General features: G+C 70.3%; 23 protein-coding genes. 5 read left to right on the top strand and 18 right to left on the bottom strand.

The window, feature by feature from the left end:
* Positions 1-25 precede the first annotated feature (25 nt).
* The 8 genes from obgE to AB0M63_RS40925 all read right to left on the bottom strand — a co-directional run bounded on the left by obgE (position 26) and on the right by AB0M63_RS40925 (position 9,642).
* The gene (obgE, locus tag AB0M63_RS40960; protein ID WP_355921495.1) at positions 26-1,462 is read right to left on the bottom strand and encodes a GTPase ObgE; all 1,437 of its coding nucleotides are present in this window, start codon (positions 1,460-1,462) and stop codon (positions 26-28) included.
* A 104-nt stretch (positions 1,463-1,566) separates the two neighbouring features.
* On the bottom strand, positions 1,567-1,821 hold the full coding sequence (rpmA, locus tag AB0M63_RS40955; RefSeq protein ID WP_019063244.1) for a 50S ribosomal protein L27: 255 nt from the start codon (positions 1,819-1,821) through the stop codon (positions 1,567-1,569).
* Between the two features lie 14 nt (positions 1,822-1,835).
* Positions 1,836-2,156, bottom strand: a complete 321-nt coding sequence (gene rplU, locus AB0M63_RS40950; protein WP_067245664.1) for a 50S ribosomal protein L21 — start codon at positions 2,154-2,156, stop codon at positions 1,836-1,838.
* A gap of 229 nt (positions 2,157-2,385) precedes the next feature.
* A complete protein-coding gene (locus AB0M63_RS40945; RefSeq protein WP_366022952.1) occupies positions 2,386-6,333 on the bottom strand; it encodes an Rne/Rng family ribonuclease in 3,948 nt (1,315 codons plus the stop codon).
* Positions 6,334-6,597: 264 nt separating this feature from the next.
* Positions 6,598-7,365: a TIGR03936 family radical SAM-associated protein gene (locus AB0M63_RS40940; RefSeq protein ID WP_355921488.1), complete on the bottom strand. Its 768-nt coding sequence runs from the start codon at positions 7,363-7,365 to the stop codon at positions 6,598-6,600.
* Positions 7,366-7,411: 46 nt separating this feature from the next.
* Positions 7,412-8,488: a hypothetical protein gene (locus AB0M63_RS40935; RefSeq protein WP_366022951.1), complete on the bottom strand. Its 1,077-nt coding sequence runs from the start codon at positions 8,486-8,488 to the stop codon at positions 7,412-7,414.
* A 43-nt stretch (positions 8,489-8,531) separates the two neighbouring features.
* Positions 8,532-9,011 carry a GNAT family N-acetyltransferase gene (locus AB0M63_RS40930; protein WP_366022950.1) on the bottom strand — a complete coding sequence of 160 codons (480 nt, stop codon included), beginning with the start codon at positions 9,009-9,011 and terminating at the stop codon, positions 8,532-8,534.
* A gap of 19 nt (positions 9,012-9,030) precedes the next feature.
* The gene (locus AB0M63_RS40925; RefSeq protein WP_366022949.1) at positions 9,031-9,642 is read right to left on the bottom strand and encodes a helix-turn-helix domain-containing protein; all 612 of its coding nucleotides are present in this window, start codon (positions 9,640-9,642) and stop codon (positions 9,031-9,033) included.
* Between the two features lie 123 nt (positions 9,643-9,765).
* On the opposite strand from AB0M63_RS40925, the gene AB0M63_RS40920 reads away from it, so the two are divergent.
* Together AB0M63_RS40920 and AB0M63_RS40915 are read left to right on the top strand one after the other, a co-directional pair.
* Positions 9,766-10,317, top strand: coding sequence for an isochorismatase family cysteine hydrolase (locus AB0M63_RS40920; RefSeq protein ID WP_366022948.1), 552 nt, complete (start codon positions 9,766-9,768; stop codon positions 10,315-10,317).
* Positions 10,318-10,415: 98 nt separating this feature from the next.
* A complete protein-coding gene (locus tag AB0M63_RS40915; protein ID WP_355921479.1) occupies positions 10,416-11,249 on the top strand; it encodes a hypothetical protein in 834 nt (277 codons plus the stop codon).
* Between the two features lie 23 nt (positions 11,250-11,272).
* On the opposite strand, the gene AB0M63_RS40910 is transcribed toward AB0M63_RS40915, so the two are convergent.
* Positions 11,273-12,010, bottom strand: coding sequence for an NAD(P)H-binding protein (locus AB0M63_RS40910; RefSeq protein ID WP_355921477.1), 738 nt, complete (start codon positions 12,008-12,010; stop codon positions 11,273-11,275).
* A gap of 168 nt (positions 12,011-12,178) precedes the next feature.
* Between AB0M63_RS40910 and AB0M63_RS40905 the strand changes: the two genes are divergently transcribed.
* A complete protein-coding gene (locus AB0M63_RS40905) occupies positions 12,179-12,658 on the top strand; it encodes an Rrf2 family transcriptional regulator (protein ID WP_355921545.1) in 480 nt (159 codons plus the stop codon).
* 7 nt (positions 12,659-12,665) lie between these two features.
* Here AB0M63_RS40905 and AB0M63_RS40900 read toward each other — a convergent pair whose 3' ends face one another.
* Positions 12,666-13,778 carry a glycosyltransferase gene (locus AB0M63_RS40900; protein ID WP_366022947.1) on the bottom strand — a complete coding sequence of 371 codons (1,113 nt, stop codon included), beginning with the start codon at positions 13,776-13,778 and terminating at the stop codon, positions 12,666-12,668.
* A gap of 299 nt (positions 13,779-14,077) precedes the next feature.
* On the opposite strand from AB0M63_RS40900, the gene AB0M63_RS40895 reads away from it, so the two are divergent.
* Complete coding sequence (locus AB0M63_RS40895) at positions 14,078-14,860, top strand: hypothetical protein (protein ID WP_355921471.1); 783 nt, start codon at positions 14,078-14,080, stop codon at positions 14,858-14,860.
* A gap of 62 nt (positions 14,861-14,922) precedes the next feature.
* Here the strand turns inward: AB0M63_RS40895 and AB0M63_RS40890 are convergent, their stop codons facing one another.
* Complete coding sequence (locus tag AB0M63_RS40890; protein WP_355921468.1) at positions 14,923-15,402, bottom strand: MarR family winged helix-turn-helix transcriptional regulator; 480 nt, start codon at positions 15,400-15,402, stop codon at positions 14,923-14,925.
* A gap of 116 nt (positions 15,403-15,518) precedes the next feature.
* Between AB0M63_RS40890 and AB0M63_RS40885 the strand changes: the two genes are divergently transcribed.
* On the top strand, positions 15,519-15,902 hold the full coding sequence (locus AB0M63_RS40885; protein WP_355921465.1) for a hypothetical protein: 384 nt from the start codon (positions 15,519-15,521) through the stop codon (positions 15,900-15,902).
* A 25-nt stretch (positions 15,903-15,927) separates the two neighbouring features.
* On the opposite strand, the gene AB0M63_RS40880 is transcribed toward AB0M63_RS40885, so the two are convergent.
* The 7 genes from AB0M63_RS40880 to AB0M63_RS40850 all read right to left on the bottom strand — a co-directional run bounded on the left by AB0M63_RS40880 (position 15,928) and on the right by AB0M63_RS40850 (position 25,903).
* Positions 15,928-17,877: a TIGR03960 family B12-binding radical SAM protein gene (locus AB0M63_RS40880; protein WP_366022946.1), complete on the bottom strand. Its 1,950-nt coding sequence runs from the start codon at positions 17,875-17,877 to the stop codon at positions 15,928-15,930.
* 70 nt (positions 17,878-17,947) lie between these two features.
* The gene (locus AB0M63_RS40875; RefSeq protein ID WP_366022945.1) at positions 17,948-19,456 is read right to left on the bottom strand and encodes a CYTH and CHAD domain-containing protein; all 1,509 of its coding nucleotides are present in this window, start codon (positions 19,454-19,456) and stop codon (positions 17,948-17,950) included.
* A gap of 88 nt (positions 19,457-19,544) precedes the next feature.
* Positions 19,545-20,741, bottom strand: a complete 1,197-nt coding sequence (gene rodA / locus AB0M63_RS40870; RefSeq protein ID WP_355921456.1) for a rod shape-determining protein RodA — start codon at positions 20,739-20,741, stop codon at positions 19,545-19,547.
* Positions 20,738-23,002: a penicillin-binding protein 2 gene (gene mrdA / locus AB0M63_RS40865; RefSeq protein WP_355921453.1), complete on the bottom strand. Its 2,265-nt coding sequence runs from the start codon at positions 23,000-23,002 to the stop codon at positions 20,738-20,740. Before mrdA ends, rodA begins: the two co-directional genes overlap by 4 nt.
* A 95-nt stretch (positions 23,003-23,097) precedes the next feature.
* A complete protein-coding gene (mreD, locus tag AB0M63_RS40860) occupies positions 23,098-23,766 on the bottom strand; it encodes a rod shape-determining protein MreD (RefSeq protein ID WP_355921450.1) in 669 nt (222 codons plus the stop codon).
* 12 nt (positions 23,767-23,778) lie between these two features.
* Positions 23,779-24,720 (bottom strand): rod shape-determining protein MreC, encoded by a 942-nt coding sequence (gene mreC / locus AB0M63_RS40855; protein ID WP_355921447.1) that lies wholly within the window; start codon positions 24,718-24,720, stop codon positions 23,779-23,781.
* 163 nt (positions 24,721-24,883) lie between these two features.
* Positions 24,884-25,903, bottom strand: coding sequence for a rod shape-determining protein (locus tag AB0M63_RS40850; RefSeq protein WP_355921444.1), 1,020 nt, complete (start codon positions 25,901-25,903; stop codon positions 24,884-24,886).
* Positions 25,904-26,059 lie beyond the last annotated feature (156 nt).

The raw sequence follows: 26,059 nt of genomic DNA, 5'->3' as shown, positions 1-26,059 counted from the left end.
ATCAGAACACCGGACGCAGGACGGCTCAGAAGGGCTTGAACTCGTCGAACTCCTGCGCCGCCTCGTCCCGCTCGGCCTGCTTGTCGCGGCGGCGTTGCGTCGCCGGCCGCGGCTCGTCGAGCCGGTGGTCCTCGCCGCGCCGGCCCAGCATCTCCGCGCCGGCCATGACGGTCGGCTCCCAGTCGAAGACGACCGCGTTGTCCTCGGGACCGATCGCGACGCCGTCGCCGGAGCGTGCGCCCACCTTCATCAACTCCGCCTCCACACCGAGGCGGTTGAGCCGGTCGGCGAGATAGCCGACGGCCTCGTCGTTGTTGAAGTCGGTCTGGCGGACCCAGCGTTCGGGCTTCTCGCCGCGCACGCGGAAGAGTCCGTCCTCCTCCTGTACGACCGTGAAGCCGCTGTCGTCGACGGCCTTCGGGCGGATGACGATCCGGGTCGCCTCCTCCTTCGGCTTCGCGGCGCGCGAGGCGGCGATCAACTCCGCGAGGGCGAAGGACAGTTCACGCAGTCCGATGTGCGCGACCGCCGACACCTCGAAGACGCGGTAGCCGCGCGCCTCCAGGTCCGGCCGCACCATCTCGGCGAGGTCCTTGCCGTCCGGTACGTCGATCTTGTTCAGGACGACCATGCGCGGCCGCTTGTCGAGCCCGCCGTACTGCTTCAGCTCCTCCTCGATCGTGTCGAGGTCGGAGATCGGGTCGCGCTCGGACTCCAGCGTCGCGGTGTCGAGGATGTGCACGAGGACGCTGCACCGCTCGACATGGCGCAGGAACTCCAGGCCCAGGCCCTTGCCCTGGCTGGCGCCGGGGATGAGGCCGGGCACGTCGGCGATCGTGTAGACCGTCTCGCCGGCCGTGACCACACCGAGGTTCGGGACCAGGGTCGTGAAGGGGTAGTCGGCGATCTTCGGCTTGGCCGCGCTCATCACGGAGATCAGCGAGGACTTGCCGGCGCTCGGGTAGCCCACCAGTGCCACGTCGGCGACCGTCTTCAGCTCAAGGACGATGTCCTGGAGGTCACCGGGGACACCGAGCAGCGCGAAGCCGGGGGCCTTGCGGCGGGCCGAGGCCAGCGCCGCGTTGCCGAGGCCGCCCCGGCCGCCCTGTGCGGCGATGTACGAGGTGCCGTGGCCGACCAGGTCGGCGAGCACGTTGCCCGCGCCGTCGAGCACGACCGTGCCGTCCGGCACCGGCAGGACCAGGTCCTGGCCGTCCTTGCCGGAGCGGTTGCCGCCCTCGCCGGGCTTGCCGTTGGTGGCCTTGCGGTGCGGGGAGTGGTGGTAGTCGAGCAGGGTGGTCACGGACTGGTCGACGACGAGGATGACATCCCCGCCCCGCCCGCCGTTGCCGCCGTCCGGGCCGCCGAGCGGCTTGAACTTCTCACGGTGGACGGAGGCACAGCCGTGGCCTCCGTTACCCGCGGCGACATGCAGCTCGACGCGGTCCACGAAGGTGGTCATGGGATGTGCCTCCAGTTACGTACGGGGTGTCTTTGTACTAACACGCGAAAGGCGGACCCGCTTCCCACCAGGGGAAGTGAGGTCCGCCTCGCGAAAGCTTCCGATCAGGCGACCGGAACGATGTTCACGACCTTGCGGCCACGGTGGGTACCGAACTCCACCGCACCGGCGTTCAGCGCGAACAGCGTGTCGTCGCCGCCACGGCCGACGCCCGAACCGGGGTGGAAGTGGGTGCCGCGCTGGCGGACCAGGATCTCACCCGCGTTGACGACCTGACCGCCGAAGCGCTTCACGCCGAGCCGCTGGGCATTGGAGTCGCGACCGTTCCGAGTGGACGATGCGCCCTTCTTGTGTGCCATCTCTCCTCAGTCCCTTACTTCGCAGCCGCGGGGATCTCAGTGACCTTGATCGCCGTGTACTGCTGGCGGTGGCCCTGACGACGGCGGTAACCGGTCTTGTTCTTGTAGCGAAGGATGTCGATCTTGACGCCCTTGTGGTGGTCCACGACCTCGGCCTGGACCTTGATGCCGGCCAGGACCCACGGGTCGCTGGTCACAGCGTCGCCGTCGACAACGAGCAGGGTCGAGAGCTCGACCGTGTCGCCAACCTGGGCAGTGGAAATCTTGTCAACCTCAACGATGTCGCCGACAGCAACCTTGTGCTGGCGACCACCGCTGCGCACGATGGCGTACACGCGGATCTCACTCTCTCGCTCGGGAACGGCACCCCCGCAGTCCAGCCGCCCTGCAGAGCAGACAGCCTCTCCCGGCGGAACACGCCCGGGAGGAAGAGGTTTACGGGGATGTGGCGTGTCACCTGTGGACACGCCGACGGTCAAGGCTACGGGGCCACGGCCGAACAGGTCAAACCGGGCCCCTGCGGGTGTGCGACCGGTCACATGGGCCGGCCGCACACCCCGGGTTTCAGTCCTCGTCGGTGGAGGCGCTGACGGCGGACGAAGTCGTCTGCTCCGCCGCCGCGGTCTTCTTCGACGTGGTCTTGGCGGCCTTCTTGGCCGTCGTCTTCTTAGCGGCCGTCTTCTTGGCCGCGGTCTTGGTCGCCGCCGTCTTCTTGGCGGCCGCCTTCTTCGCCGGGGCCTTCTTGGCGGCCTTGCGAGCGGCCGTCTTCTTGGCGGGAGCCTCGGCCTCCGCCTCGGCGGCGGGGGCCTCCTCCGTCACGGCCGACGGTACGACCACGACGGCCGCCTCCTCGGACGCGGTGGGCGCGGTGGCCTTGCGCACGGCACGACGCCGGGGGCGGGCCGGAGCCGCGCTCTCGGCGGGCGCCTCGGGCTGCTCGACGGGGGCGGGTGCCTCGACGACCGGAGCGGCGGCCTCGGTGACCGTCACCACGGCGGCCTCCTCGGACCCGGCCGGTGAACCGGCGGGCGCGGTCGCCTTGCGGGTCGCCCTGCGCCGCGTACGGCCCTTGGGCGCCGCGTCGTCGACCACGGGGGCCTCGACAGCGGCCGGGGCCTCGACCACCGGGTCCTCCACGGCGACGGGCTCGGCCTGCGCGACGGCGGCCGGCTCGGCCTCCGCGGGGGCCTCGCGCACCTCACGGGCCTCGCGCGGCTGCCGCGACTCCGCCTTCGGCGCACCGGCCGGGGCCGACGCCCGCCGGCTCGTCCGGCGCCGCGAACGCCCGCCGCGAGTGGCCGCGGCCTCCGCCTCGGCGGCGCTGCTGTACAGGTCCTCGTCCGGCCGGAACTCCGTCTCGGCGAACGGCACCGGCATGGCGACCTCGGCCGCCACCTCCGCCTCGGTCTCGACCTCGTCGGACTCGTGCTCGTGCGTGTCGTGCTCGTGGGTGTCGTGGGCGTCCTGCCCGGCCCCGTCACCACCGCGCCCGCGCCGCTTGCGCTTGCCGCCGCCACCGACCGAGGTCGGCTGCTCCATGTGCACGATCACGCCACGGCCGTTGCAGTGCACGCAGGTCTCGGAGAAGGACTCCAACAGGCCCTGTCCGACGCGCTTGCGGGTCATCTGCACCAGGCCCAGCGAGGTGACCTCGGCGACCTGGTGCTTCGTACGGTCGCGGCCCAGGCACTCCAGCAGGCGCCGCAGCACCAGGTCCCGGTTGGACTCCAGGACCATGTCGATGAAGTCGATGACGACGATGCCGCCCAGGTCGCGCAGCCGCAGCTGGCGCACGATCTCCTCGGCCGCCTCCAGGTTGTTCCTGGTCACGGTCTCTTCGAGGTTGCCGCCCTGACCGGTGAACTTGCCGGTGTTGACGTCGATCACGATCATCGCTTCGGTCTTGTCGATGACCAGCGAACCGCCGCTCGGCAGCCAGACCTTGCGGTCCAGGGCCTTCATCAGCTGCTCGTCGATGCGGTACGTCGCGAAGACGTCGACCTCGGAGGTCCACTTGGACAGCCGGTCGGCGAGGTCGGGGGCGACGTGCGAGACGTAGCCGTGGATGGTGTCCCACGCCTCGTCACCGCTGACGATGACCTTGGTGAAGTCCTCGTTGAAGATGTCGCGCACGACGCGGACGGTCATGTCCGGCTCGCCGTACAGCAGCGACGGCGCGTTCGAGCCGCCGTTCTTCGACTTCTTCTGGATGTCCTCCCACTGCGCCTGGAGACGCTCGACGTCGCGGCTCAGCTCGTCCTCGCTCGCGCCCTCGGCGGCGGTGCGCACGATGACGCCCGCGTCCTCGGGGACGATCTTCTTGAGGATGGTCTTCAGCCGGGCCCGCTCGGTGTCGGGCAGCTTGCGGCTGATGCCGGTCATCGAGCCCTCGGGGACGTACACGAGGTAACGCCCGGGAAGGGAGACCTGGCTGGTCAGCCGCGCGCCCTTGTGCCCGATCGGGTCCTTGGTGACCTGGACGAGCACGGACTGCCCGGACTTCAGGGCGGACTCGATGCGGCGCGGGCCGTTGGCCATGCCGAGCGCCTCGAAGTTGACCTCACCGGCGTACAGGACGGCGTTGCGCCCCTTGCCGATGTCGATGAACGCGGCCTCCATGGAGGGCAGCACGTTCTGGACCTTGCCCAGGTAGACGTTGCCGACGTACGAGGTCGACTGCTCCTTGTTGACGTAGTGCTCGACGAGCACACCGTCCTCCAGGACGCCGATCTGCGTGCGCTCACCGCTCTGCCGGACGACCATCACACGCTCGACGGCCTCACGGCGGGCCAGGAACTCCGCCTCGGTGATGATCGGGACGCGTCGGCGCCCCTGCTCGCGGCCTTCGCGGCGGCGCTGCTTCTTGGCTTCGAGGCGCGTCGAGCCCTTGATGGACTGCACCTCGTCGCTGGGGTGGTCGTCCTTCTTGGCACGCGGCTCGCGGACCTTGACGACGGTGCGCTCGGGGTCGTCGGCCGACGAGGACGTCTCGGCCTCGCCGCCCGAGTCACCGGCGCGACGGCGACGGCGACGCCGACGGCGGCTGCTGCTCGACCCGGAACCGCCCTGGTCGTCGTCCGCCTCCTCGGCGTCCTCCTCGACCTGCTCGGCGGTGTCCTCGGAATCCTGCGCTGCCTGCTCGGCCGCGTACTCCTCGCCGTCCTCCCCCTCGTCCTCACCGGTGGCGGACTCGCCCCGGCGACGACGGCGGCCACCGCGACGGCGGCGGCGGCGCGAACCGGTCTCCTCGGCCTCGTCGTCGGCGGAGTCCTCGGCGGCCTCGTCGGCCTCCTCCGGCTCTTCCGCCACGACGGCCTCGGCCACGGCCGGAGCCTCGGGCTCCGCCTCGGCGGCGGCACCCCGGCGACGCCGACGGCGACGGCCGCCGGTCTCCTCCTCGACGGCCTCCACGGCGACCGGCTCGGCGACGACGATCTCTTCCTCGTCGTCGTCAGTGGCCTCGGCGGCAGCGGCGGCGGCCCGCTCCGGGGTCTGGAACATCGGCTCGGTGAAGACGGGCGCCCGGAACACGGCCACGGCGGGCCGGGCGGGGCGGCGCGGGCCGTCCTCCTCCTCGGCGCCGTTGCCCTTCTTGGGCGCGGGCGCGGAGAACCCTCCGGCGGCGGTCCGCACGGCCCGGCGGCGACGCCGGGGCCCGGAGTCCTCGGCGGGAGCGTCGGCGGTGGTGTTCGTCTCCGCGGTCTCCGCGGGGGTCTCGTCGTGCACAGGGGCCTCCTCGCCCACGGGCGTCCCGGCAGGCGCGGACACACGGCGCGTGGCGCGACGACGGCTCCGGCGCGGGGCGGCATCCTCATCGGACGCCGCGGGCGCGGCACCTTCGGTCGGTTCTTCGGTCGCTTCTTCGGACACGGGGGTCACCGCGGTCGCCTCGGCGGCCTCCGGCGCACCGGCGGGCGCGGAGGCACGACGGCTCGCACGCCGGCGCGTACGACCGGCTGGCGCGGCCTCTTCGGCCTCTGCTTCCGCTTCCACGACGGCGGGTGCCTCAGCGGTCTCCCGCACCGGCTCGACCACGGCCTCAGGGGCGACGGTCTCGGGCGCGGTCACCCGGCGGGTGGCGCGACGGCGGGTGCGGGGCGGAGCGGCATCGTCCCCGGCCACGACGGGCGCGGCCTCCTCGACGACGGCGGGCTCGGCGGCGGCAACGGCCGGCACCACGATCTCGGCCGCCTCGGGCGTCTCGGCGGCCTCGGGCGCACCGGCGGGCGCGGACACCCGCCGGGTCGCACGACGGCGCGTACGAGCGGCAGGCGCGGCCTCTTCGGCCTCTGCTTCCGCTGCCACGACGGCGGGCGCCTCGGCCGCGACCGGCTCGGGGGTCTCGTCGACAGCCTCGGCCGGTATGGCCGGAGCGCCGTTTTCGACCGCGCCCTCGGCGGCGGTCGGCGGTCCCGCAGGGCGAGACGCGGCGCGGCGCCTGCGGCGCGGCGGCAGCGTGTCGCTGGGGGTGTTCAGTTCGGAACCCTCGGCGGGTTCGGTCGGTTCGAGCATGCGGGCGTTTCTCCCGTCAGGCTCCCGGGCGCCGCACCTGGTCCGGCGATGATGCCGGTGACGTCCGCGGCTCGCGCGTTGCGCGGTGCCGCCGTCCGGGGCGCGGGCGCCGCACGGGAGCTCTCTGTGTCCTGTCTCGCCGGTTCCGTACGCCCAGTTGCGGACGGCCTGGCGAAAGTCTTGTGGTCGGTGCGCTGCCCGACCCAGGTGGCTCCCGAGTCCGAGGGCGGCGCTTACGACGTCCGTCCCTACGCGGAACCTTCCCTACGCCGGCGCCTTCGCGGCGGCAGCTTCGGCGACCGTGGGATTCCCGGTCACTGCTGCCTCGCGGTCGGGCGCGAGCGGGTCGGTCACCGTGCCGGTCTCTTCATCGAACAGCCCCTGCGCCAGCCTGGTCACCGCTGCGGCGACCGGCGGCGCCAGGTCGGCCACGGCGCGAAGACCGGACAGGACGTCGTCGGGTCGAACGGCAGGCGTCACGTGCCGAACAACCAGCCGCAGTATCGCACAGGCCTGGTCGGTAGGCCTATCAGCCTGTGGACCGAGCGTCTCAAGACTGGCTACGGCGGGGCGGGCGTCGAAGGTGCGCATGCCGTTCTTGGCCATGCGCTGGACCTCCACGCTCTCGGCCGCGTTGAACGCGGCCACCGCGCGCTCGGCGTCCTCGGGCGCCACCCCGTCGAGCCGCAGCTCCCACACGGAAGCCGTGAGCCGGTCGGCGAGCCCGGAGGTCCGGGCCACGACCGCGTCGACGATGTCGAGCCCGACAGGCATCGACTCGTCGAGCAGCTCGCGCAGCTTGTCGGGGTCGCGCTCGGCGGTGAGCGCGATCTCCAGATATTCCGCCTCACTGCCCGTGCCGGTGGGTGCGGCATTGGCGTACGACACCTTCGGGTGCGGTGTGAACCCCGCCGAGTACGCCATCGGCACCTCGGCGCGGCGCAGCGCACGCTCGAAGGCGCGCTGGAAGTCTCGGTGGCTGGTGAACCGGAGGCGGCCGCGCTTGGTGTAGCGCAGTCGGATGCGCTGCACCGCGGGTGCGGGCGGCGGGCCTTCGGGCTGTCGCTTGCCCAGTGTCCTAGTCCTTCGTGAGAACGGTCGTACTCCTACCAAGAGTACGTGTCTCGTCGCCCGTCGGTTCCCGTCGCTCCACCGGCAGCGGCTGTCGAGGCTCGCCGAAAACCATCCGCCGGAAGTCGGCACGGGCCTGCCGGGCGGACTCGCGCGCGGCGGCCAGCGCCTGCCGGGTGACCCGCCCCACACCGCGCGCGGCCTCGGCGGCGGGCCGCAGCACCAGGTCCCGTACGGCGTGCCCGACCGGGGTGAGAACGGTCCGGTACACCCAGCTCACCGGCTCCACGAAGATCCACCGGAAGAGGGTCCCCAGCGCCCGCCCCACGGCGAGCGAGACGTGCCCCGCGATCCGCCAGGCATGCCCGAGGGCGTCCCGGACCTCGCGTCCGACAACGAGGAGGACCCGCCCGACCGGTGCCAGCACCCAGCGCCAGAGGGCGACGGCGGGCAGCACGAGCAGAATCCGAGCCACCCAGTACAAGGCGACACCGACCCCCGTACCGACGGTCTTCAAGAGCCACAGCAGCCCTCGTCCGCACCAGGCAATGGCAATCCCGACCGGCGCGAGCACCCACGCGTACAACCACTGGGCCGGTACGACGAGCAGATACCGCCCGAGCCAGGCCACCGCAGCGGCCACCCCGTCGACGACCCACGCGCACGCGTGCCCCACCGGAGTGAGCACGCGCGCGTACACCCACGCCAGCCCGGCGCCGATCCCGCGTGCGGTCCAGCCGAGGGCATGCCCGAAGGGGGTCAGCACGTGCCGGTACAACCAGCCCAGGGGAACGATCAGCAGCACCTTCGCCAGCCACCCGACCGCCTTGGCGACGGGCACGACGACATACCGCCACAGCGCGACCCACGGCCACACGAACACCGCGCGCGCCAACGGCCCCAGCACCGTGCGGTGCAGGAACCGCCCGCCGACCACCAATGCGTCCCACACCAACCGCATCGGCACCACCAGCACGAGCACGACGATCCGCACGGGAACACGGATCGCGACGGCGAGACACCCTTCGGGCGGCTGAACCGGGGGCCGCGCGGACGGCTTCTCGAAGTTCACAGGGGTGTCCATATCTGCCAGGACGCCGCAACGCCCCGTCCGGATCCAGTTTCGGTCAAGGGTAGGGGTCGGTGCGGGCGACGTCGGTGTGCAGCAGACGCGGTGAGGAGGCGAAGCCGCGGCGGGCGTACGCGGGGATCGCCCGGGGCGAGGAGTGCACGGTGACACGTTCGAGGCCGAGGTCACGGGCGCGAGCCAGCACCGCCTCCACGAGCCGCCCGCCGACACCGCCGTCCCGCTCGCCGGGGATCACGTACACGCACTGCAGATCGCCGCTGGCCCGCCGCAGGGCACGCGGACTGGGCACCCGCTGCACGACGGTCGGCCACGCCATCCCGATGATCACGCCGCCCCGTACGACGACCACGCACCGGTGCGAACCGGTGTTCTCCGCCGCCCAGTTCACAAGATGGCGTACGAACTCCTCACGGGTGGTGACGGGTTGGTGTCCGCTCTCCAGCACCCACCGCCACCGCAGCCCTGCGACGACGTCCAGCTCGGCGGGTTCGGCGGGGCGGATCGTGATGTCGTCCACCCGTGCATTGTGCGGGAGTTCAGCGGTCGTCGGCAGGGGGCGTCAGCAGCGCGTCGACGATCTCCCGCAGGGGCGCGGCCAGTTGCTCGGCGGTCGCGTCACGCAGCGGTTGCAGACCTACGGCGGACCGTACGACGGCGACGCCGACGCCCAGCGCGACGAGGAGTTGGGCCCGCAGCAGCCGTTCGTCGTCCTGCCCCGCAGGTCCCGCGCCGGACGCTTGGAGGATCTGGCGGCTGAACTCGTCCAGGGCCTTCCGGCGCAGGGCGTCCACCCGCTCGTCCCCGGAGTCGCGGAGCAGCAGCAGGACGGGGTGTTCGCCGAACTCCGGCCAGGCCCCGGCGGACAGTTGGCGGCTGAGCGCCTCGGCGAGGCCGGCCCGGTCGTGCGGGAACTCCTCGTCCCGCCCCAGGAACCGGGGAGTTGAGGCCAGGGCCGCCTTGAACAGGCCCTCCTTCGAGTCGAAGTACCGCTTGATGAGCGCGAGGTTGACCCCGACGTCGGCGGCGACATCGCGCAGCGTGGTGCGGTCGTAGCCGAGCCGGGTGAACCGGCTGCTCGCGGCCTCCAGAAGCGCCTGCCGGGTCGCCGCCGCGTCCCGCCGCCGACGCCCGTCGGCCTCGCTCGTCATCACCGGCGATCTCCTTCGGACGGGTCAAGTAATCACTCGTTGACATGACTACAGGGCATGGTTACGTTAAGCAAGTAATCACCTGATGACTTGGCTCAACAGCCCCCCGATGAAAGGACAACGGTGTCCCAGCAGGCCCTCCTCGTCATGGACGTCCAGCGCGTCATCGTCGACCGCTATCCCGACCCGGCCTATCTGCCGCGTCTGCGCGAGGCGATCGGCACGGCCCGCGCGGGCGGGGTCCCCGTGATCTACGTGACCGTCGGATTCCGCCCCGGCGCCCCGGAGATCAGCGCCCGCAACAAGATGTTCGGCAGGCTCGCGGGCTCCCCCGCGTCGGCCGCCGCCGGCCAGGCCAACGAGATTCACCCGGACGTGGCCCCCGAGCCCGGCGACATCCTCGTCACCAAGCGCCGCGTCAGCGCGTTCGCCGGCAGTGACCTCGACATGGTCCTGCGGGCGAACGACATCGACCACCTGGTCCTTACCGGCATCGCCACCAGCGGGGTCGTCCTGTCCACTCTCCGCCAGGCGGCCGACCTGGACTTCGCCCTCACCGTCCTGTCCGACGGCTGCCTCGACAACGACCCGGAGGTGCACCGGGTCCTCACGGAGAAGGTGTTCCCGACGCAGGCGGAGGTCACGACGGTGGCGGACTGGGTCGCCGCACGCTGAGACCTGCTCACTCCCTATATTGAGGAGCTGGCGTCAACGTCCGTGCCATCAGGGGGGATTGAGCACTCGTGCAACCGGAAGGAACGCGAAGAGCGGCGGTGGCCGCCGCACTCTGCGCCGTGGCCGTGCTGCTCCTCGGCGCCTGCGGAACGCAGGTCGCCGGCGACACGGACGGAGCGACGCCGACCGCGTCACTCCCCTGGACCACGGAGCAGCCCGCCGCGGTCACCGCGGCCCGACTCGGCGCCGACCAGCGCACGTTGACCCTCGACGTCCAACTGCCCGACGGCAAGGGCCCGTGCGTGCGGGCGCTCAAGGCGGTGCTCACCGAACCCACGGAAAACCACGTGTGGGTCCAGGTCACCTTCTCCTCACCGGATTCGGACAGACGCTCCGGATGCACCGGGGAGCGCACGGGCTCGACACGGGTCCGGCTGCGCGAACCCCTGGGCAGCCAGGAACTGGTCGTCGACCACGACGTGGTATTCACCGCCGACGGCGCCGAGTTGCCCGCGCTACGGCTGTGCGGGGAGCTCGGCTGCCACCCGGCGGCCACCGGCTGCACCGGCGCCTCCTACGAGCAGGCGCTGAAGGCGGCCGACGCCCCCGAGCACACCTACCTCGACTCGGAGCACTGCGAGGGCAAGTGGCTGGTCCTCGACTTCTCCTGGCGTACGGGCCCGGTCTGCGGCGACACGACCGCGTCCCCGTCCGGCTGCTCCTCGCGACTGGGCGACCGCTGGTTCTTCCGCGCGAAGCCCTCGGGCTGGTCCCCGATCACGGCGACCGCGAGCGGCGGCTGCGCGGCCGTACACCGTGCGGAGCCCGCGTTCCCGACCTCGCTGTGCGAGTCGCTGGCCCCGCTTCCCTCTTCACTGCACCCGAGTTACCCACCGGCGTCGGCTTCGGCCACCCAGAGCCAACAGCCTTAGCCCGCCCCGGACTTCTGCTCGGCTCAGGCCAGCCAGTCCGTGTAGTGGGTGGCGGTGACACGGGCGTCGTCGCCGGCCTGCGGGGTGAGGACGGCACCGGGGACGGCGGCGAACATGCCGGCGGTGTCGTCGGTGACCACGGTGCCCGTCCGGCCCTTGGCGGTCAGGGTGAGCCGGCCGAGTTCGTCGAGGGGGTAGACGTCCGGGCCCGCGATGTTGAGGACGCCGTTCAGCGGGCTGCCGGCGGCGACCTCGGCGACGACGGCGGCGACCTCCGCGGCGGCGATCGGCTGGACCGGCGTACGCGGCAGGCGGACGGTGTCGCCGTCGGTGGTCATGGCCAGGGTCGCGTCCATGAACTCCATGAACTGCGTGGCGCGGACGATGGAGTACGGCACCGACCCGGCCTTGAGGATGTCCTCCTGGAGGACCTTCGCCCGGTAGTAGTCCAGCCCCGGCACCTGGTCCACCCCGACGATGGACAGGATGACGAAGTGGCCGACCCCGCCCTTCTCACTGGCGGCGACCAGGTTGTCCATCGACACCTGGAAGAAGCCGAGGGAGGCGTCGTCGAAGGTCGGTGAGTTCGTCAGATTGACGACGACGTCGACGCCCGCGACGGCCGCCTCCAGCCCCTCACCGCTGATGATGTCCACGCCCGTGGACTGGGAGTGCGGCACGGCCTGATGCCCGGCCGCGTTCAGGTTCTTCACGACCTGCGACCCGATCAGCCCGGTTCCGCCGATGACTGCGATCTTCATGACACACGCCTTCCGTAGACGACTCACGTCCGATATGTACCGCCGGACGGTTCCGGCGGCACCCCGGCCTTGAAACCCGGACAATTTCTATCCGAGTTCCCTTCGGGATAATACCCGGACAACAGATGTCCGAGTCAACGGCTGTCCGGGTAAAATGAGCGGGTGAAGATGTCCGGCGGAGTCGAGTGGGCCCTGCACTGCTGCGTTGTCCTGACCTCGACGGAGGATCCGGTACCGGCCGCGCGCCTGGCCCAGTTCCATGACGTGTCGCCGACCTACCTCGCCAAACAGCTCCAGGCCCTCTCCCGCGCCGGCCTGGTGCGATCGGTACAGGGGAAGTCGGGCGGCTACGTCCTGACCCGCTCCCCCGCGTCGATCACCGTGCTCGACGTCGTCGAGGCGATCGACGGCCCCGACCCGGCCTTCGTCTGCACGGAGATCCGCCAACGCGGCCCGATGGCCACCCCGCGCGAGGCATGCACCACCCCCTGCCCGATCTCCCGCACCATGGCCGCCGCCGAGTCGGCCCGCCGCGACGCCCTGCGCGCGGTCACGATCGCCGACCTGGCCGCCGACGTGGAGTCCGACTCCGGGGAGGGAACGCTGACGGTGGTGGGGACCTGGCTGACCTCGGCGTCCCAGACGTAGCCGTCGCCTACCTCTTCCTCGCCCTGTCCCTCGCCTTGTTCCTCGCCCTGGCGACGTGCGGGGCGGAGAACTCCCGGTTGGCCATGGTCTGTTGGCGGATGGCGGCAGGCAGGTCCGGCAGCGCCAGCAGCCTGTCGCACGCCTTGACGGAGGCCGCGAAGTCACCCACCCAGTAGGCGGTGATCGAGAACTCGAAGAGGAGCCCCCAGCGGTACACCCAGGGCTTGGTGAAGAGCAGATCACCCGGTTCCGGTCGGCCGACGACATCGCCGAGCAGGGCGTGCGCGGTGCGGTAGCGGCCCGCGATCCGTAGCCGGGACGCCAACTCGTAGCAGGCTTCCAGCCGTTGAGGGCGTCCGTCCCAGGCCCGGGAGAACGCGTCCATCGCCCCCGGCCAGTCGTCGGTCCGCTCCGCCCTGAGGATCCCGGCCTCCAAAAGCGAGCAGTAGACCTCCTCGCCCCAGCCGCCCATCCCGGCGCGCCGCTCGTAGAGGGCGATCGCCTCCTTGGCGTTCCCCAGATCGCGCTCGGTGTTGGCCAGATAGAAGACCGTGCGCGGATTGCCCGGGTCGCGCTCCAGCTCTCGCCGCAGCAGACGTGCGTCGCGCTCGAACTTGTCGCTGCGGCACCCACCGTCGGCATGGTCCTCGACGACGAGCGCGTCCAGGTTCTCCTGGGTGTCGGGCTCGTCGGTGCACGGGTACTCGTGGGTGACACCCTCGTAGCGCCACAGCCAGTCGCCCCGCATCAGGTGCTTGAAACGGTGCTGAGTGCCGGGGCCGTCGTAGCGCAGCATGTACGACCCCGCCGTGAGCCGGGGCAGCGGCGCGTCCTGGCGCAGGACATGGTCGGCGTCGAGGGTGAGGAGGTAGTCGGCCTTGCCGCGGGCGCGCTGGACGTTCCGGGTGCGGTTGTGGCCGAAGTCGACCCAGGGTTCCTCGTGGAGCTCGCCGGGAAGCCCGTCCATCACCTTGCGGATCAGGTCCTGCGTGCCGTCCGTCGAGCCGGTGTCGGAGATCACCCAGTAGTCGACGAGCGGGCGTACGGCCTCCAGACAGCGCTCGATCACGAGCGACTCGTTCTTGACGATCATGCACAGGCAAAGGGTCTGCTGCTTCACGGCCTCACCCGTCCCGGACTGCTGACGCCCCGTCGGAAACACGCGCGCCACAGTGGCACGCGCCCGCTCCCCGACCGTCCATCCACACGGATGACCACGTCCTAGGACCCCCGAACAGCCGCGGTTGAGCCCGGACGGGTGATCACAGGTAAAAAATGCCCCATCAGAACGCACCGATTAGTCCGATACGACGATAAATGGGCGCGTCCGAACCGCCGCGCTGATAAGCCCGGTCCACCCAGGTCAAGCTCGCACTCGGATTCGGGACATCACCCGAACCGATCGAGAGGAGCATGACGATGAGGTCGAGTCCTGAGTTCCGGACAGCAGCACTGGGGCCGCTGGCCCGGGACCGCTTCAAGAAGGCGGGCATGGTGGCCTCGCTGGGGCTGGTCCTGGCCGCCGGTGCGGTCGATCCGGCCGCCGCGGCGGCGCGGAGCGTGACCGACGGGGCCCCGGCGGCGACCGGGCACGGCGGCGACCACTGCAAGCCGGGCCACCACCACAAGACCGCGGCGACCGAGGCGGGCGGCAAGGGCGACTGCAAGGGCCCGACGGGACCGACCGGGCCCAAGGGCGCCACGGGAGCCACCGGCCCGACCGGACCCGCGGGAGTCACCGGGCCGACCGGTCCCACCGGACCACAGGGCGATCACGGCTCCACCGGTCCCACGGGCGCGACGGGGCCGTGCTCCGACATCGACGCCCAGCAGGACTCGAACAACTTCGAACTGCGGGTGGCGCTGACCGGCGGACACACCTACGCCGGCATCCACGACCTCAGAGGCACCAACGCCCGCCCCTTCCTCTGGACCGACCTCAGCACCCACGCCAACTACCCGGCGGGCGGCGCCGTCGGCCTCCCCTGCGGAGTCGCCATCAACGGGCACAGCGCCAACACGGGCGCGCCCATCAAGTTCGACGTCATGACGACCACGGGCCAGGTCTGGGAGACCACCTGCGTGGAGGTCAACAGCACCAACCCCGCCACCCTGAACTGCAACAACGCCATGGGCGTCCCCATCCCCTGGACCAAGGTGACGCTGCAGCCGTCCCCGGGGGCAGTCAACGGCGGGGTGTGACGGACCCCGCACCACAGAAGAGGGGGTGCCCGAAGGTCGGCGGACCTCCGGGCACCCCCTTCTCAGCGCTCACGTTCCTCCGCCACCGCCGCCTCATAGGCGCGCAGGGTGTCGACGAACAGACGCCGCTGCGCCGGAGCCAGCGGGGTGAGTACGCGGTGCCAGGCCGCGGCGCCGGGGGCCAGCCAGGCGGCGATCGCGTCGTGCCGCTCGGGAGCGATGGCCACGATCCGGCGCCGCCGGTCGGACGGATCCTCGCGGCGGTCCAGGATGCCCTTCTCGTACAGGTCCCCGACCATCAGGCTGACCGTGGTGGGCGCCACCTCCAGCCGCGCGGCGAGGTCGTTGACGGTCATGGGTCCGTCGAACAGCAGACAGGACAGCAACGAGAGATGGCGGGGCGCCAACGACTGCGACCGCAGTCCCTCGGGCACGGGGATGCGCTTCACCCGGCTCACCATCCGCGGCATGAGCAACAGCAGCTCACGCACCGCGGCGTCCACGTCACCCGCTTCGGTCTCGCGCCGCACGGATCCGGCCATCAGGCACCCCCAGCATTTACCTTTAACTACAAAGGTGCTTTGCTAACAAAGGCATAAGACATCTGACATCACCACCCGACCTGCCCGCCACCACGGGCACGAACGGAGGTTCCACCATGCCTCACTTCACGGTGCACATCAGCGAAACCGCCCTCGACGAAAAGACCGAGGACGGCCTGATCCGCGGCCTCACGGACGCGGTCGGATCCGTCTACGGCGAGCAGTTCGGCCGCCTGGTGGCAGTCGACCTCATCGGAATCCCCCGACGCCGACGCGGCATCGGCGGCAGCCCGACCGACCAAGCCGCCCCGAACATCACACTCAGCCTGCGCGAAGCGGCCTACCAACACCCTGACGTACCGGACGCACCCGCACGCCTGATCACCGCGATCACGGACGCGGCGGCCACCGTACTCGGCGAACAGACCCGCGAGCAGGTGACGGTCGCCCTACTGACCACCCCCGCAGGCCGCTCCGGCATCGGCGGCCGTCTCACCTGACACCCGCCCAAGCGCCCGCCTTGCCTCAGTGCGCGTGCCCACTCCCCGCAGGCTGCTTCACCGTCAACGGCAGCAGCTTCTTCCCCGTGGGCCCGATCTGAATGGACGTGTCCATCTGCGGGCACACCCCGCAGTCGAAGCAAGGCGTCCACCGGCAGTCCTCGACCTCCGTCTCGTCGAGGGAGTCCTGCCAGTCCTCCCAGAGCCAGTCCTTGTCGAGGCCGGAGTCGAGGTGGTCCCAGGGGAGGACCTCCTCGTAGGTCTTCTCGCGGGTGGTGTACCAGTCGACGTCCACGCCGAAGGCGGGCAGGGTCTTCTCCGCGCAGCGCATCCAGCGGTCGTAGGAGAAGTGTTCGCGCCAGCCGTCGAAGCGGCCGCCGTCCTCGTAGACCGCGCGGATGACCGCGCCGATGCGGCGGTCGCCCCGGGAGAGGAGGCCCTCGACGATGCCGGGCTTGCCGTCGTGGTAGCGGAAGCCGATCGAGCGGCCGTACTTCTTGTCGCCTCGGATCTTGTCGCGGAGCTTGGTGAGGCGGGCGTCCGTCTCCTCCGCCGAGAGCTGGGGGGCCCACTGGAAGGGGGTGTGAGGCTTGGGGACGAAGCCGCCGATCGAGACCGTGCAGCGGATGTCGTTCTGGCCGGAGACCTTGCGGCCCTCGGCGATCACGTTCATCGCCATGTCGGCGATCTGGAGGACGTCCTCGTCGGTCTCGGTCGGCAGGCCGCACATGAAGTACAGCTTCACCTGGCGCCAGCCGTTGCCGTAGGCCGTGGAGACGGTCCTGATCAGGTCCTCTTCCGAGACCATCTTGTTGATGACCTTGCGCATGCGCTCGCTGCCGCCCTCGGGGGCGAAGGTCAGGCCCGAGCGGCGGCCGTTGCGCGTCAGCTCGTTCGCCAGGTCGACGTTGAAGGCGTCCACGCGGGTGGAGGGGAGGGAGAGGCCGATCTTGTCTTCCTCGTAGCGGTCCGCGAGGCCCTTGGCGATGTCGCCGATCTCGGAGTGGTCCGCGGAGGAGAGGGACAGGAGGCCCACCTCCTCGAAGCCCGTTGCCTTCAGGCCCTTCTCGACCATCTCGCCGATGCCCGTGATCGAGCGCTCGCGCACCGGGCGGGTGATCATGCCCGCCTGGCAGAAGCGGCAGCCGCGGGTGCAGCCGCGGAAGATCTCGACCGACATGCGTTCATGGACCGTCTCCGCGAGCGGCACCAAGGGCTGCTTGGGGTACGGCCACTCGTCCAGGTCCATGACCGTGTGCTTCGACACCCGCCACGGGACGCCCGACCTGTTGGGGACGACCCGCGCGATACGGGCGTCGGGGAGGTACTCGACGTCGTAGAACGCCGGGATGTAGACCGAGCCCGTCTTCGCGAGGCGGAAGAGGACCTCCTCGCGGCCTCCCGGGCGGCCCTCCGCCTTCCACTCTCGGATGATCTTCGTCATGTCGAGGACGGCCTGCTCGCCGTCACCGATGATCACCGCGTCGACGAAGTCCGCGATCGGCTCGGGGTTGAAGGCCGCGTGGCCGCCCGCCAGCACGATCGGGTCGTCGAGTGTGCGGTCCTTGGACTCCAGCGGGATGCCGGCCAGGTCCAGGGCCGTCAGCATGTTCGTGTAGCCGAGTTCGGTGGAGAAGCTCAACCCGAACACGTCGAAGGCGCCGACCGGGCGGTGGCTGTCGACCGTGAACTGCGGGACGCGGTGCTCCCGCATCAGCGCCTCCAGGTCGGGCCACACGCTGTAGGTGCGCTCGGCGAGGACGCCCTCCTGCTCGTTCAGGACCTCGTAGAGGATCATGACGCCCTGGTTGGGCAGGCCGACCTCGTACGCGTCCGGGTACATCAGGGCCCAGCGGACATCGCACGACTCCCACGGCTTGACCGTGGAGTTGAGCTCGCCGCCGACGTACTGGATCGGCTTCTGCACATGCGGGAGCAAGGCTTCGAGCTGCGGGAAAACCGACTCGGCAGGCATCGCGGGAACCTTCGTGAGCAGACAGGGGTGACCATCAAGACTAACGCGATCCCGTGCCGCCCCCGCACGCTCAGACCGACGCCTCCGCCACGATCCCCTTCCACACCTCCGGCAGCGCCGCCTCCACCCCGGCCGCCCGCTGCTCCTCCCGTCCGTACAGCACGCCGTACGTGAACGAGCTCTCCCCCGCCGCGTGCGCCACGGCTGACAGTTCGCGCAGGGTCAGGCGGACCATCACGCTGTCCTGGTGGTCGCCGAGCAGGCTGGTCAGGGACTTCATGGACTTGGCGAGGGTGCGGGCCGGGTCGCCGAGCGCGGGGGTCGCCGCCTCCGCCGCGTACCGGGTGCGCTTGGCCTTCTTGCGGGCCTCGTGCAGGGCGAGGTCCCGGTCCGTGCCCGGCTCGGCGGTGGCCAGCGCCTGCTCGACGAGCGCGGAGACCTTGCCGAGATCCTTGCGTACGGCCTTGCCGATCACCTTGGCCGGCTTGCCGGCGGCATCCGGCAGGAGGGGAGGCTCGGCGACCAGCGCGTCCAGGGTGTCGAGGAGCGCGAGATAGCGCTTGGAGTCCAGGACGCCGATCAGCCGGCGTCGCGAGCCGCCGCGCCGGGCGCCCGCCCAGGTGCGCATCCGGGTGCGGATCGGGCCGGAGACCAGGGTGCGGGGCAGTTCGGCGAGGACCGACGTCAGGCGCTCTGTCATCACCTCGCGGTCGCGGTCCACGCCCAACTCGCTTGCCAGCCACTTCAGTTCCTCGCCGATCGGGTCGGTGACCGTACGGTCGAGGACCTTGCCGTAGGAGCGGAAGGTGCTGCGCAGGCGGCGGGTGGCGACGCGCATGCGGTGCACGGAGTCGTAGGCGTCCTGCCGTACGGCGGGGTCGAGTTCGAGGATCGCGTCCCGCTGGGCGCGGACGTACACGAGGATGTGGTCGCCCGCGGTCGCCGGCTCCTGCGGCGCGGGGGTCTTGCGGCGCTTCTTCTTCGGGGTGGTCTCCCGCAGCGCCCGCGCGAGCTTGGAGGCCGAGGTCGACGGCCGTACGCCCGCCTTGCGCAGGCGCTTCTCCACCTTGTCGAGGAAGGCCGGGTCGCCGTCGTCGGCGAGTTCGACCTCGATCTCGGTCCACTGGGCGGTGCCGCCGCCGTCGGTGAGCCGTTCGGCGTGCACGGCGTCCACGCTGACCTCGGCGAGCAACGTGCCCTGGGCGTCGACGAGATGGCGTACGTCACGGTCGGAGCGCAGGCGGACGACGGGCACCAGCTCGGCCTCGCGGACCCGGGAGCGGACCAGTCCGGCGAGGGTGCGCGGCACGGTGTCGGAGAGCGGTTCACGGATCTCGTCGCGGACGCCGGGCTCGACCGGCAGCTTCAGGTGCCAGCCCGCGTCGGAGCCGCCGGTGCGGCGGCGCAGGGTGATCGAGGCCGCCGCGAGGCGTTCGTCGGCCGTGTCGTAGTAGACGGCGTCCAGGCTCGCGACGCCCTTGTCGATGACGGTCTTGACCCCTGCGACGCCGGTCAGGTCAGGCAGACCGCTCTCGTCGGACTCGTACTTACGCTCGATCTCGCGCTTTGTGTCCGCCATGACCTGAATCTAGTTGCTGACCGGCCGGGATGGCAGAGGGCGTCCCAAATGAACCGGGGGGAAACCCGGGCGTATGCGCGGGTGGCGGTCAGGCGGACATGGGTCGCTGGGCCCGGATCGACTGGAGCAGACCCACCGCGACCCACACCGCGAACATCGAGGTGCCGCCGTAGGACACGAAGGGCAGTGGGAGGCCGGTGACGGGCATGATGCCGAGGGTCATGCCGACGTTCTCGAAGGCCTGGAAGGCGAACCAGGCGACGATTCCGGCGGCGACGATCGTGCCGTAGAGCTCGGTCGAGTCGCGGGCGATGCGGCAGGCGCGCCACAGCACCACGCCGAGCAGGATGAGGATCAGGCCCGCGCCGACGAAGCCCAACTCCTCGCCCGCGACGGTGAAGACGAAGTCCGTCTGCTGTTCGGGGACGAACTGGCCGGTCGTCTGGGAGCCGTGGAAGAGGCCCTCGCCGGTGAGGCCGCCGGAGCCGATCGCGATACGGGCCTGGTTGGTGTTGTAGCCGACGCCGGCCGGGTCGAGGCTCGGGTTGGCGAAGGCGGCGAAGCGGGCGATCTGGTACTCGTCCAGGATGTGCAGTTGCCACACCGCGACCGCGCCGATCGCGCCCACGCCCAGCAGGCCGAAGATCCAGCGGTTGGAGGCGCCGGAGGCCAGCAGCACACCGAGCACGATGATGACCATGACCATGACCGACCCGAGGTCGGGCATCAGCATCACGATCATCATCGGGACGGCGGCCAGGCCCAGGGCCTGGAGGACGGTGCGGTGGTCGGGGTAGGGCTTGTCGCCCGCGTCGACCCGCGCGGCCAGCACCATCGCCATGCCCAGGATGATCGTGATCTTCACGAACTCCGAGGGCTGGAGCGAGAAGCCGCCGCCGAGCACGATCCAGGAGTGCGCGCCGTTGACCGTGGAGCCCAGCGGGGTGAGCACCAAGAGGATGCCGAACACCGAGGCGCCGTAGAGGAACGGGACGACGACCCGCAGGGTGCGGTGGCCGACCCAGATCACGCCGATCATCAGGGCGATGCCGATGCCGGTGTTCATCAGGTGCCGGATCAGGAAGTAGTACGGGTCGCCCTGGTTGATCTCGGTGCGGTTGCGGGTCGCCGAGAAGACCAGCACCGAACCGATCAGCGACAGGCCGATCGCCGACAGCAGTATCGGCCAGTCCAGCCGACGGGCCAGCGAGTCTCGGGCGAAGACCCGGGTCCAGCCGGCCCGCTCGGGGCCGTATCCGGAGACGGAGAAGCTGTTGCCGGTCATGTGAGCATCCTCCGGTTTCCCCTTCTGCGCGGGCGCCTTCGGGTGTTGCTGTTGGCGGTGGTCGGCGTGGGCGAGGTGGCCGGCGGCTGGGTCTCGTCCGCGGCCGTGACGCCCTCCTCGGTCGCCTTCTGCTGCTGCTTCTCCAGCTCCTTGGCCGGGTCGGCGGTGATCTTCGGAGAGGCGATCGTGCCGTCGGCGCGGACCTTCGGGAGGCTCGTCTGCGGCGAGGGCAGCAGCGCCTTCTTCTTGTCGATGGAGCCGTCGGCCTGGACGCCGTACATCGCGTTGTAGATGTTGCGCACGGCCTCACCGGAGGCGCCCGAACCCGTACCGGCCTGGGCGATCGTCATGATGACCGTGTAGTCCTTGGAGTACGTGGCCAGCCAGGACGTCGTCTGCTTGCCGTAGACCTCGGCCGTACCCGTCTTGGCGTGCAGCTCGATCTTGTCCTGCGGCCAGCCCTGGAACTTCCAGGCTGCGGTACCGCTGGTGACCACGCCCGCGAGCGCCTTGTCCATGCCCTTGAGGGTGGCCTGGCTGATCGGCAGCTTGGCCTTGACCTTGGGCTTGATCTCCTGGACGGTCTTGCCGTCGGCGCTGACGATGGCCTTGCCGATGGTGGGGACGTACTCGGTGCCGCCGTTGGCGAGGGCGCCGTAGATCATGGCCTCCTGGATCGGCGTGACGAGGGTGTCGCCCTGGCCGATGGAGTAGTTGATCGAGTCGCCCTCACGCATCTTGTTGCCTTCGAGGCAGTTCTCGTAGGCGATCTTCTGGACGTACGTGCCGTCCTTCTTCCCGGTCTTGCACCAGTAGGCCTTGTTGGCCTCGTAGGTCTCCTGCTTCCACTTGCGGTCCGGGACGCGGCCGGTGACCTCGTTGGGGATGTCGATACCGGTGGTCTTGCCGAGGCCGAACTGGTGGGCCGCCTTGTAGAAGTAGTCCTTCGGCTCACCCTTCTTGGGGTTGATGCCGCCGTCCTTCTTCCACTGGGCGTCGGCGAGGCCGTAGAAGACGGTGTCGCAGGAGACCTCCAGCGCGCGGCCCAGGGAGATCGGGCCGAAGTTCTCGCCCTCGAAGTTCTTGAAGACCTGGCCGCCCACCGAGTACGAACTGGTGCAGGGGTAGCCGCCGTCCCACTCGTAGCCGGCCTCGACCGCGGCGGCCGTGGAGACCACCTTGAACGTCGAACCGGGCGCCGACTGACCCTGTATGGCCCGGTTCAGCAGCGGGTAGTCGGAGTTCTTGCCGGTGAGGGCCTTGTAGTCCTTGGCGGAGATGCCGCCGACCCAGACGTTCGGGTCGTACGTCGGCGCGGAGGCCATGGCGACGATCCGGCCGGTCTTGGCCTCCATCACGACCACGGCGCCGGAGTCGGCCTTGTAGTTCTCGCCGGTGATCTTGTCGAACTGCTGGCGGGCACCCTTCATCGCCTTGTCGAGCTGGTACTCGGCGACGCGCTGCACCCGGGCGTCGATGCTGGTGACGAGGTTCGAACCGGGCTGCGCGGCGTCGGACTTGGCCTTGCCGATCACGCGACCGAGGTTGTCGACCTCGTAGCGGGTGACGCCGGCCTTGCCGCGCAGCTCCTTGTCGTACTGGCGCTCAAGGCCCGAGCGGCCGACCTGGTCGGAGCGCAGATACGGCGAGTCGGAGTCCTTGGCCTGGGTGATCTCGTCGTCGGTGACCGGCGAGAGATAGCCGAGGACCTGGGCCGCGTTGGCGTCGCCGGGGGCGGCGTAGCGGCGGACGGCCTCGGGCTCGGCGGTGATGCCGGGGAAGTCCTCGGAGCGCTCACGGATCTGCAGGGCCTGCTTGGCGGTGGCCTCGTCGGTGATCGGGATCGGCTGGTACGGCGAGCCGTTCCAGCAGGGCTGCGGGGTCTTGGCGTCGCACAGCCGGACCTTCTGGATCACGTCCTCGGGCTTCAGGCCCAGCACGCCGGCCAGCTTGGTGAGGACGGCCTTGCCGTCGTCCGCCTGCTTCAGCAGGTCGGTGCGGGAGGCGGAGACCACCAGCCGGGTCTCGTTGTCGGCGAGGGGCACACCGCGCGCGTCCAGTATCGAACCGCGCACCGCGGGATCGACGACCTGCTGGACGTGGTTGCCGGAGGCTTCCTTCTGGTAGGCGGCGCCCTCACGGATCTGGAGGTACCAGAGGCGCCCGCCGAGGGTGCCGAGGAGGGAGAGGACGAGGATCTGGATGACGACGAGCCTGATCTGAACCCGTGGAGTCCGTCCGGTCTCCGGGATGTTGGTCATGCGTGCTGCCGCCCCCTCTCAGTACGTGTGCGAGTCGGTGCGTGTATGAGTCATATACGACGTGGCTGTGAGGCCGTACGCCAACTCCCCTGTCCTCAAAGCCGCTTGACCCCCTTGATGCGCCCGGCGCGGGCCACCCGCGCGCGGGCCGTCTTCATCCGGAGTCCGCCGCGCTGGCCGCCGATCTTCAGGCCGGTGCCCGAGGAGAGCCAACCCGAGGAGATGTCGGCCGACTTGGCGGCGTTGGTCTCGGCGAGCGGGTCGTTGTCGACGCGCCGGGCCAGCGCCATGACGCCGGGGACGACGAACGGGGCGAGCAGCAGGTCGTAGAGGGCGGCCGTGAACAGCAGGCTGCCCAGGCCCACATGGCGGGCGGCGGTGTCGCCGACGAGGGCGCCGACACCGGCGTAGAGGAGGGTGGCGCCGATCGCGGCGGCGACCACGACGGCCATCGGGCCGGTCGCCGACTTGAGGCGGCCGTTCTCCGGTTTGGTGAGGCCCGCGAGATAGCCGATCACACAGAGCACGAGCGCGTAGCGGCCGGCCGCGTGGTCGGCGGGCGGGGCGAGGTCGGCGAGGAGGCCGGCGCCGAAGCCGATGAGGGCGCCCGTGACATGGCCGTAGACCATGGCGAGGCCGAGGACCGTGAGGAGCAGCAGGTCGGGGACGGCGCCCGGGAGGTGGAGGCGGGCGAGGACACTCACCTGGATCACCATGGCGACGACGACCAGCGGCACGGAGAGCAGGATCCGGTTGACACGCATGGGGAGGAGCTCCTACTGCTGTTGCTGGCCGTCGACCGGCGCGTTCGCGGACGGGGTGACCGTGACGGTCACCGTCGGGGTCGGGGTCGGCTTGGGCTTCGCGGGCAGGACCGTGTCGCGCGGGTCCTTCTTCGGGGCCTCCACGACCACGCCGACGATGTCGAGCTTGGTGAAGTTGACGTACGGCGTGACGTACAGCGTGCGGGTCAGGCCGCCGCCGGAGGGGTCGACGCGGGAGACGGTACCGACCGGGACACCGGGCACGAACGGCTTGTCGGCCTGCGAGCCGAAGGTGACCAGCCGGTCGCCCTTCTGCACCTCCGCCTTGCCGTTGAGGAGTTCGACGCGCAGCGGGCCGTCGCCCTCGCCGGAGGCGAAGCCGAGTTCGTCGTTGCCCTCCATGCGGGTGCCGACGGTGAAGTCGGGGTCGTTGGCGAGCAGCACGGTGGAGGCGTCGGGGCCGACGGTCGTGACGCGGCCGACCAGTCCGTCGCCGTTGAGGACGGTCATGTCGCGCTTGATGCCGTCGTTGGCGCCGACATCGATGGTGATCGTCCAGGAGAAGCTCTGGGCGGCTCCTATCGCGATGACCTGGGCGCCCTTGATGCCGTACTGGCCCTCGCCGGCCACCTTCAGCATCTTGTCGAGCTGGGTCAGGCGGCTGCGGTTGCGGTCGTCGCTCCCGAGCTTCGCCTTGAGGGCCGCGTTCTCCTTCTCCAGGAGCGCGAGCCGGTCGTGCCGCGCACCGGAGTCGCGGACCGCGGAGACCGCGTCACCCACCGGATTGACGGCGGACGACACGCCGTTCTCGATCGGGCCGAACACGGTGGCCGCGGCCCGGCGGGCACCCTCGACCGGCGAGTCCTGCCCTCCCCGGATGTCCACCGTGATCAACGCGAACGCGACGGCGATCAGCAGCACCAGGAGCAGCCGGCTCTCTCGTGTGTCCCTCACGTGCGGCGGCCGTGCCTTCCTCATAGAAATGTGCGGAGGTTCGGGTATGCAGGTGTTGTGCGTGCGGATGGCTACAGAGACTTATGACGGAGCCTATGCCTCCGTATCAACGATCCGCCGCACGAGAGGAGATCATCCCGTACGGCGGAATCGAAGCGTTACGTCATCTGCGCGGCTGGGCGTCCAGAACCTGCTGGAGCGCCTCGAACTCCTCGACGCACTTGCCGGAACCGAGCGCCACGCTGTCCAGCGGGTCCTCGGCGATGTGGATCGGCATTCCGGTCTCCCGGCGCAGGCGCTCGTCGAGACCCTTCAGCAGGGCTCCGCCGCCGGTCAGAACGATTCCGCGGTCCATGACGTCGCCGGACAGCTCCGGCGGGCACTTGTCGAGGGTCGTCTTCACCGCGTCGACGATCGCGTTGACGGGCTCTTCGATCGCCTTTCGGACTTCGGCGGCGGAGATCACGACGGTCTTGGGCAGGCCGGAGACCAGGTCCCGGCCGCGGATTTCGGTGTGCTGGTCGTCGTCGAGGTCGTACGCGGAACCGATCGTGATCTTGATCTGCTCAGCCGTGCGCTCACCGAGGAGGAGCGAGTACTCCTTCTTGATGTGCTGGATGATCGCGTTGTCCAACTCGTCGCCCGCGACGCGGATGGACTGGGCGGTGACGATGCCACCGAGCGAGATGACCGCGACCTCCGTGGTGCCGCCGCCGATGTCCACCACCATGTTGCCCGTGGCCTCGTGGACCGGCAGGCCGGAACCGATGGCCGCGGCCATGGGCTCCTCGATGATGTGCACCTGGCGGGCGCCGGCCTGGGACGACGCCTCGATGACGGCACGGCGCTCGACGCCGGTGATGCCCGAGGGCACACAGACGACGACACGGGGACGGGCGAGGTAGCGCCGCTTGTGGATCTTCAGGATGAAGTAGCGGAGCATGCGCTCGGTGATCTCGAAGTCGGCGATGACACCGTCCTTCAGCGGGCGCACGGCAACGATGTTGCCCGGCGTCCGCCCGATCATCTTCTTGGCTTCGGAGCCGACCGCGAGAATGCCACCGGTGTTGGTGTTGATCGCGACGACGGACGGCTCGTTGAGTACGATCCCGCGACCCCTGACGTACACCAGCGTGTTGGCGGTCCCGAGGTCGACAGCCATGTCACGGCCGATGAACGACATTGAGTTCCCCATCAGGATTCGTCTGGCCTTCCTGGGAGCTTTTGAGGGCTTTTCAGGTCGGCGAAGTGGGTGCTGTGACGTGAAGGCTTCCATCGTAGACGCGCCTGCACGAACACTGCGCGAGGGTCTTCGCCATTGTCAGCATGTGAGGTGTCG

It is taken from the genome of Streptomyces sp. NPDC051576, from assembly GCF_040681835.1.
In the GTDB taxonomy this organism is placed as follows: Bacteria; Actinomycetota; Actinomycetes; order Streptomycetales; family Streptomycetaceae; genus Streptomyces.
The sequence above is the reverse complement of the archived record's forward strand: the minus strand, read 5'-3'. Positions and strand labels throughout refer to the sequence as shown.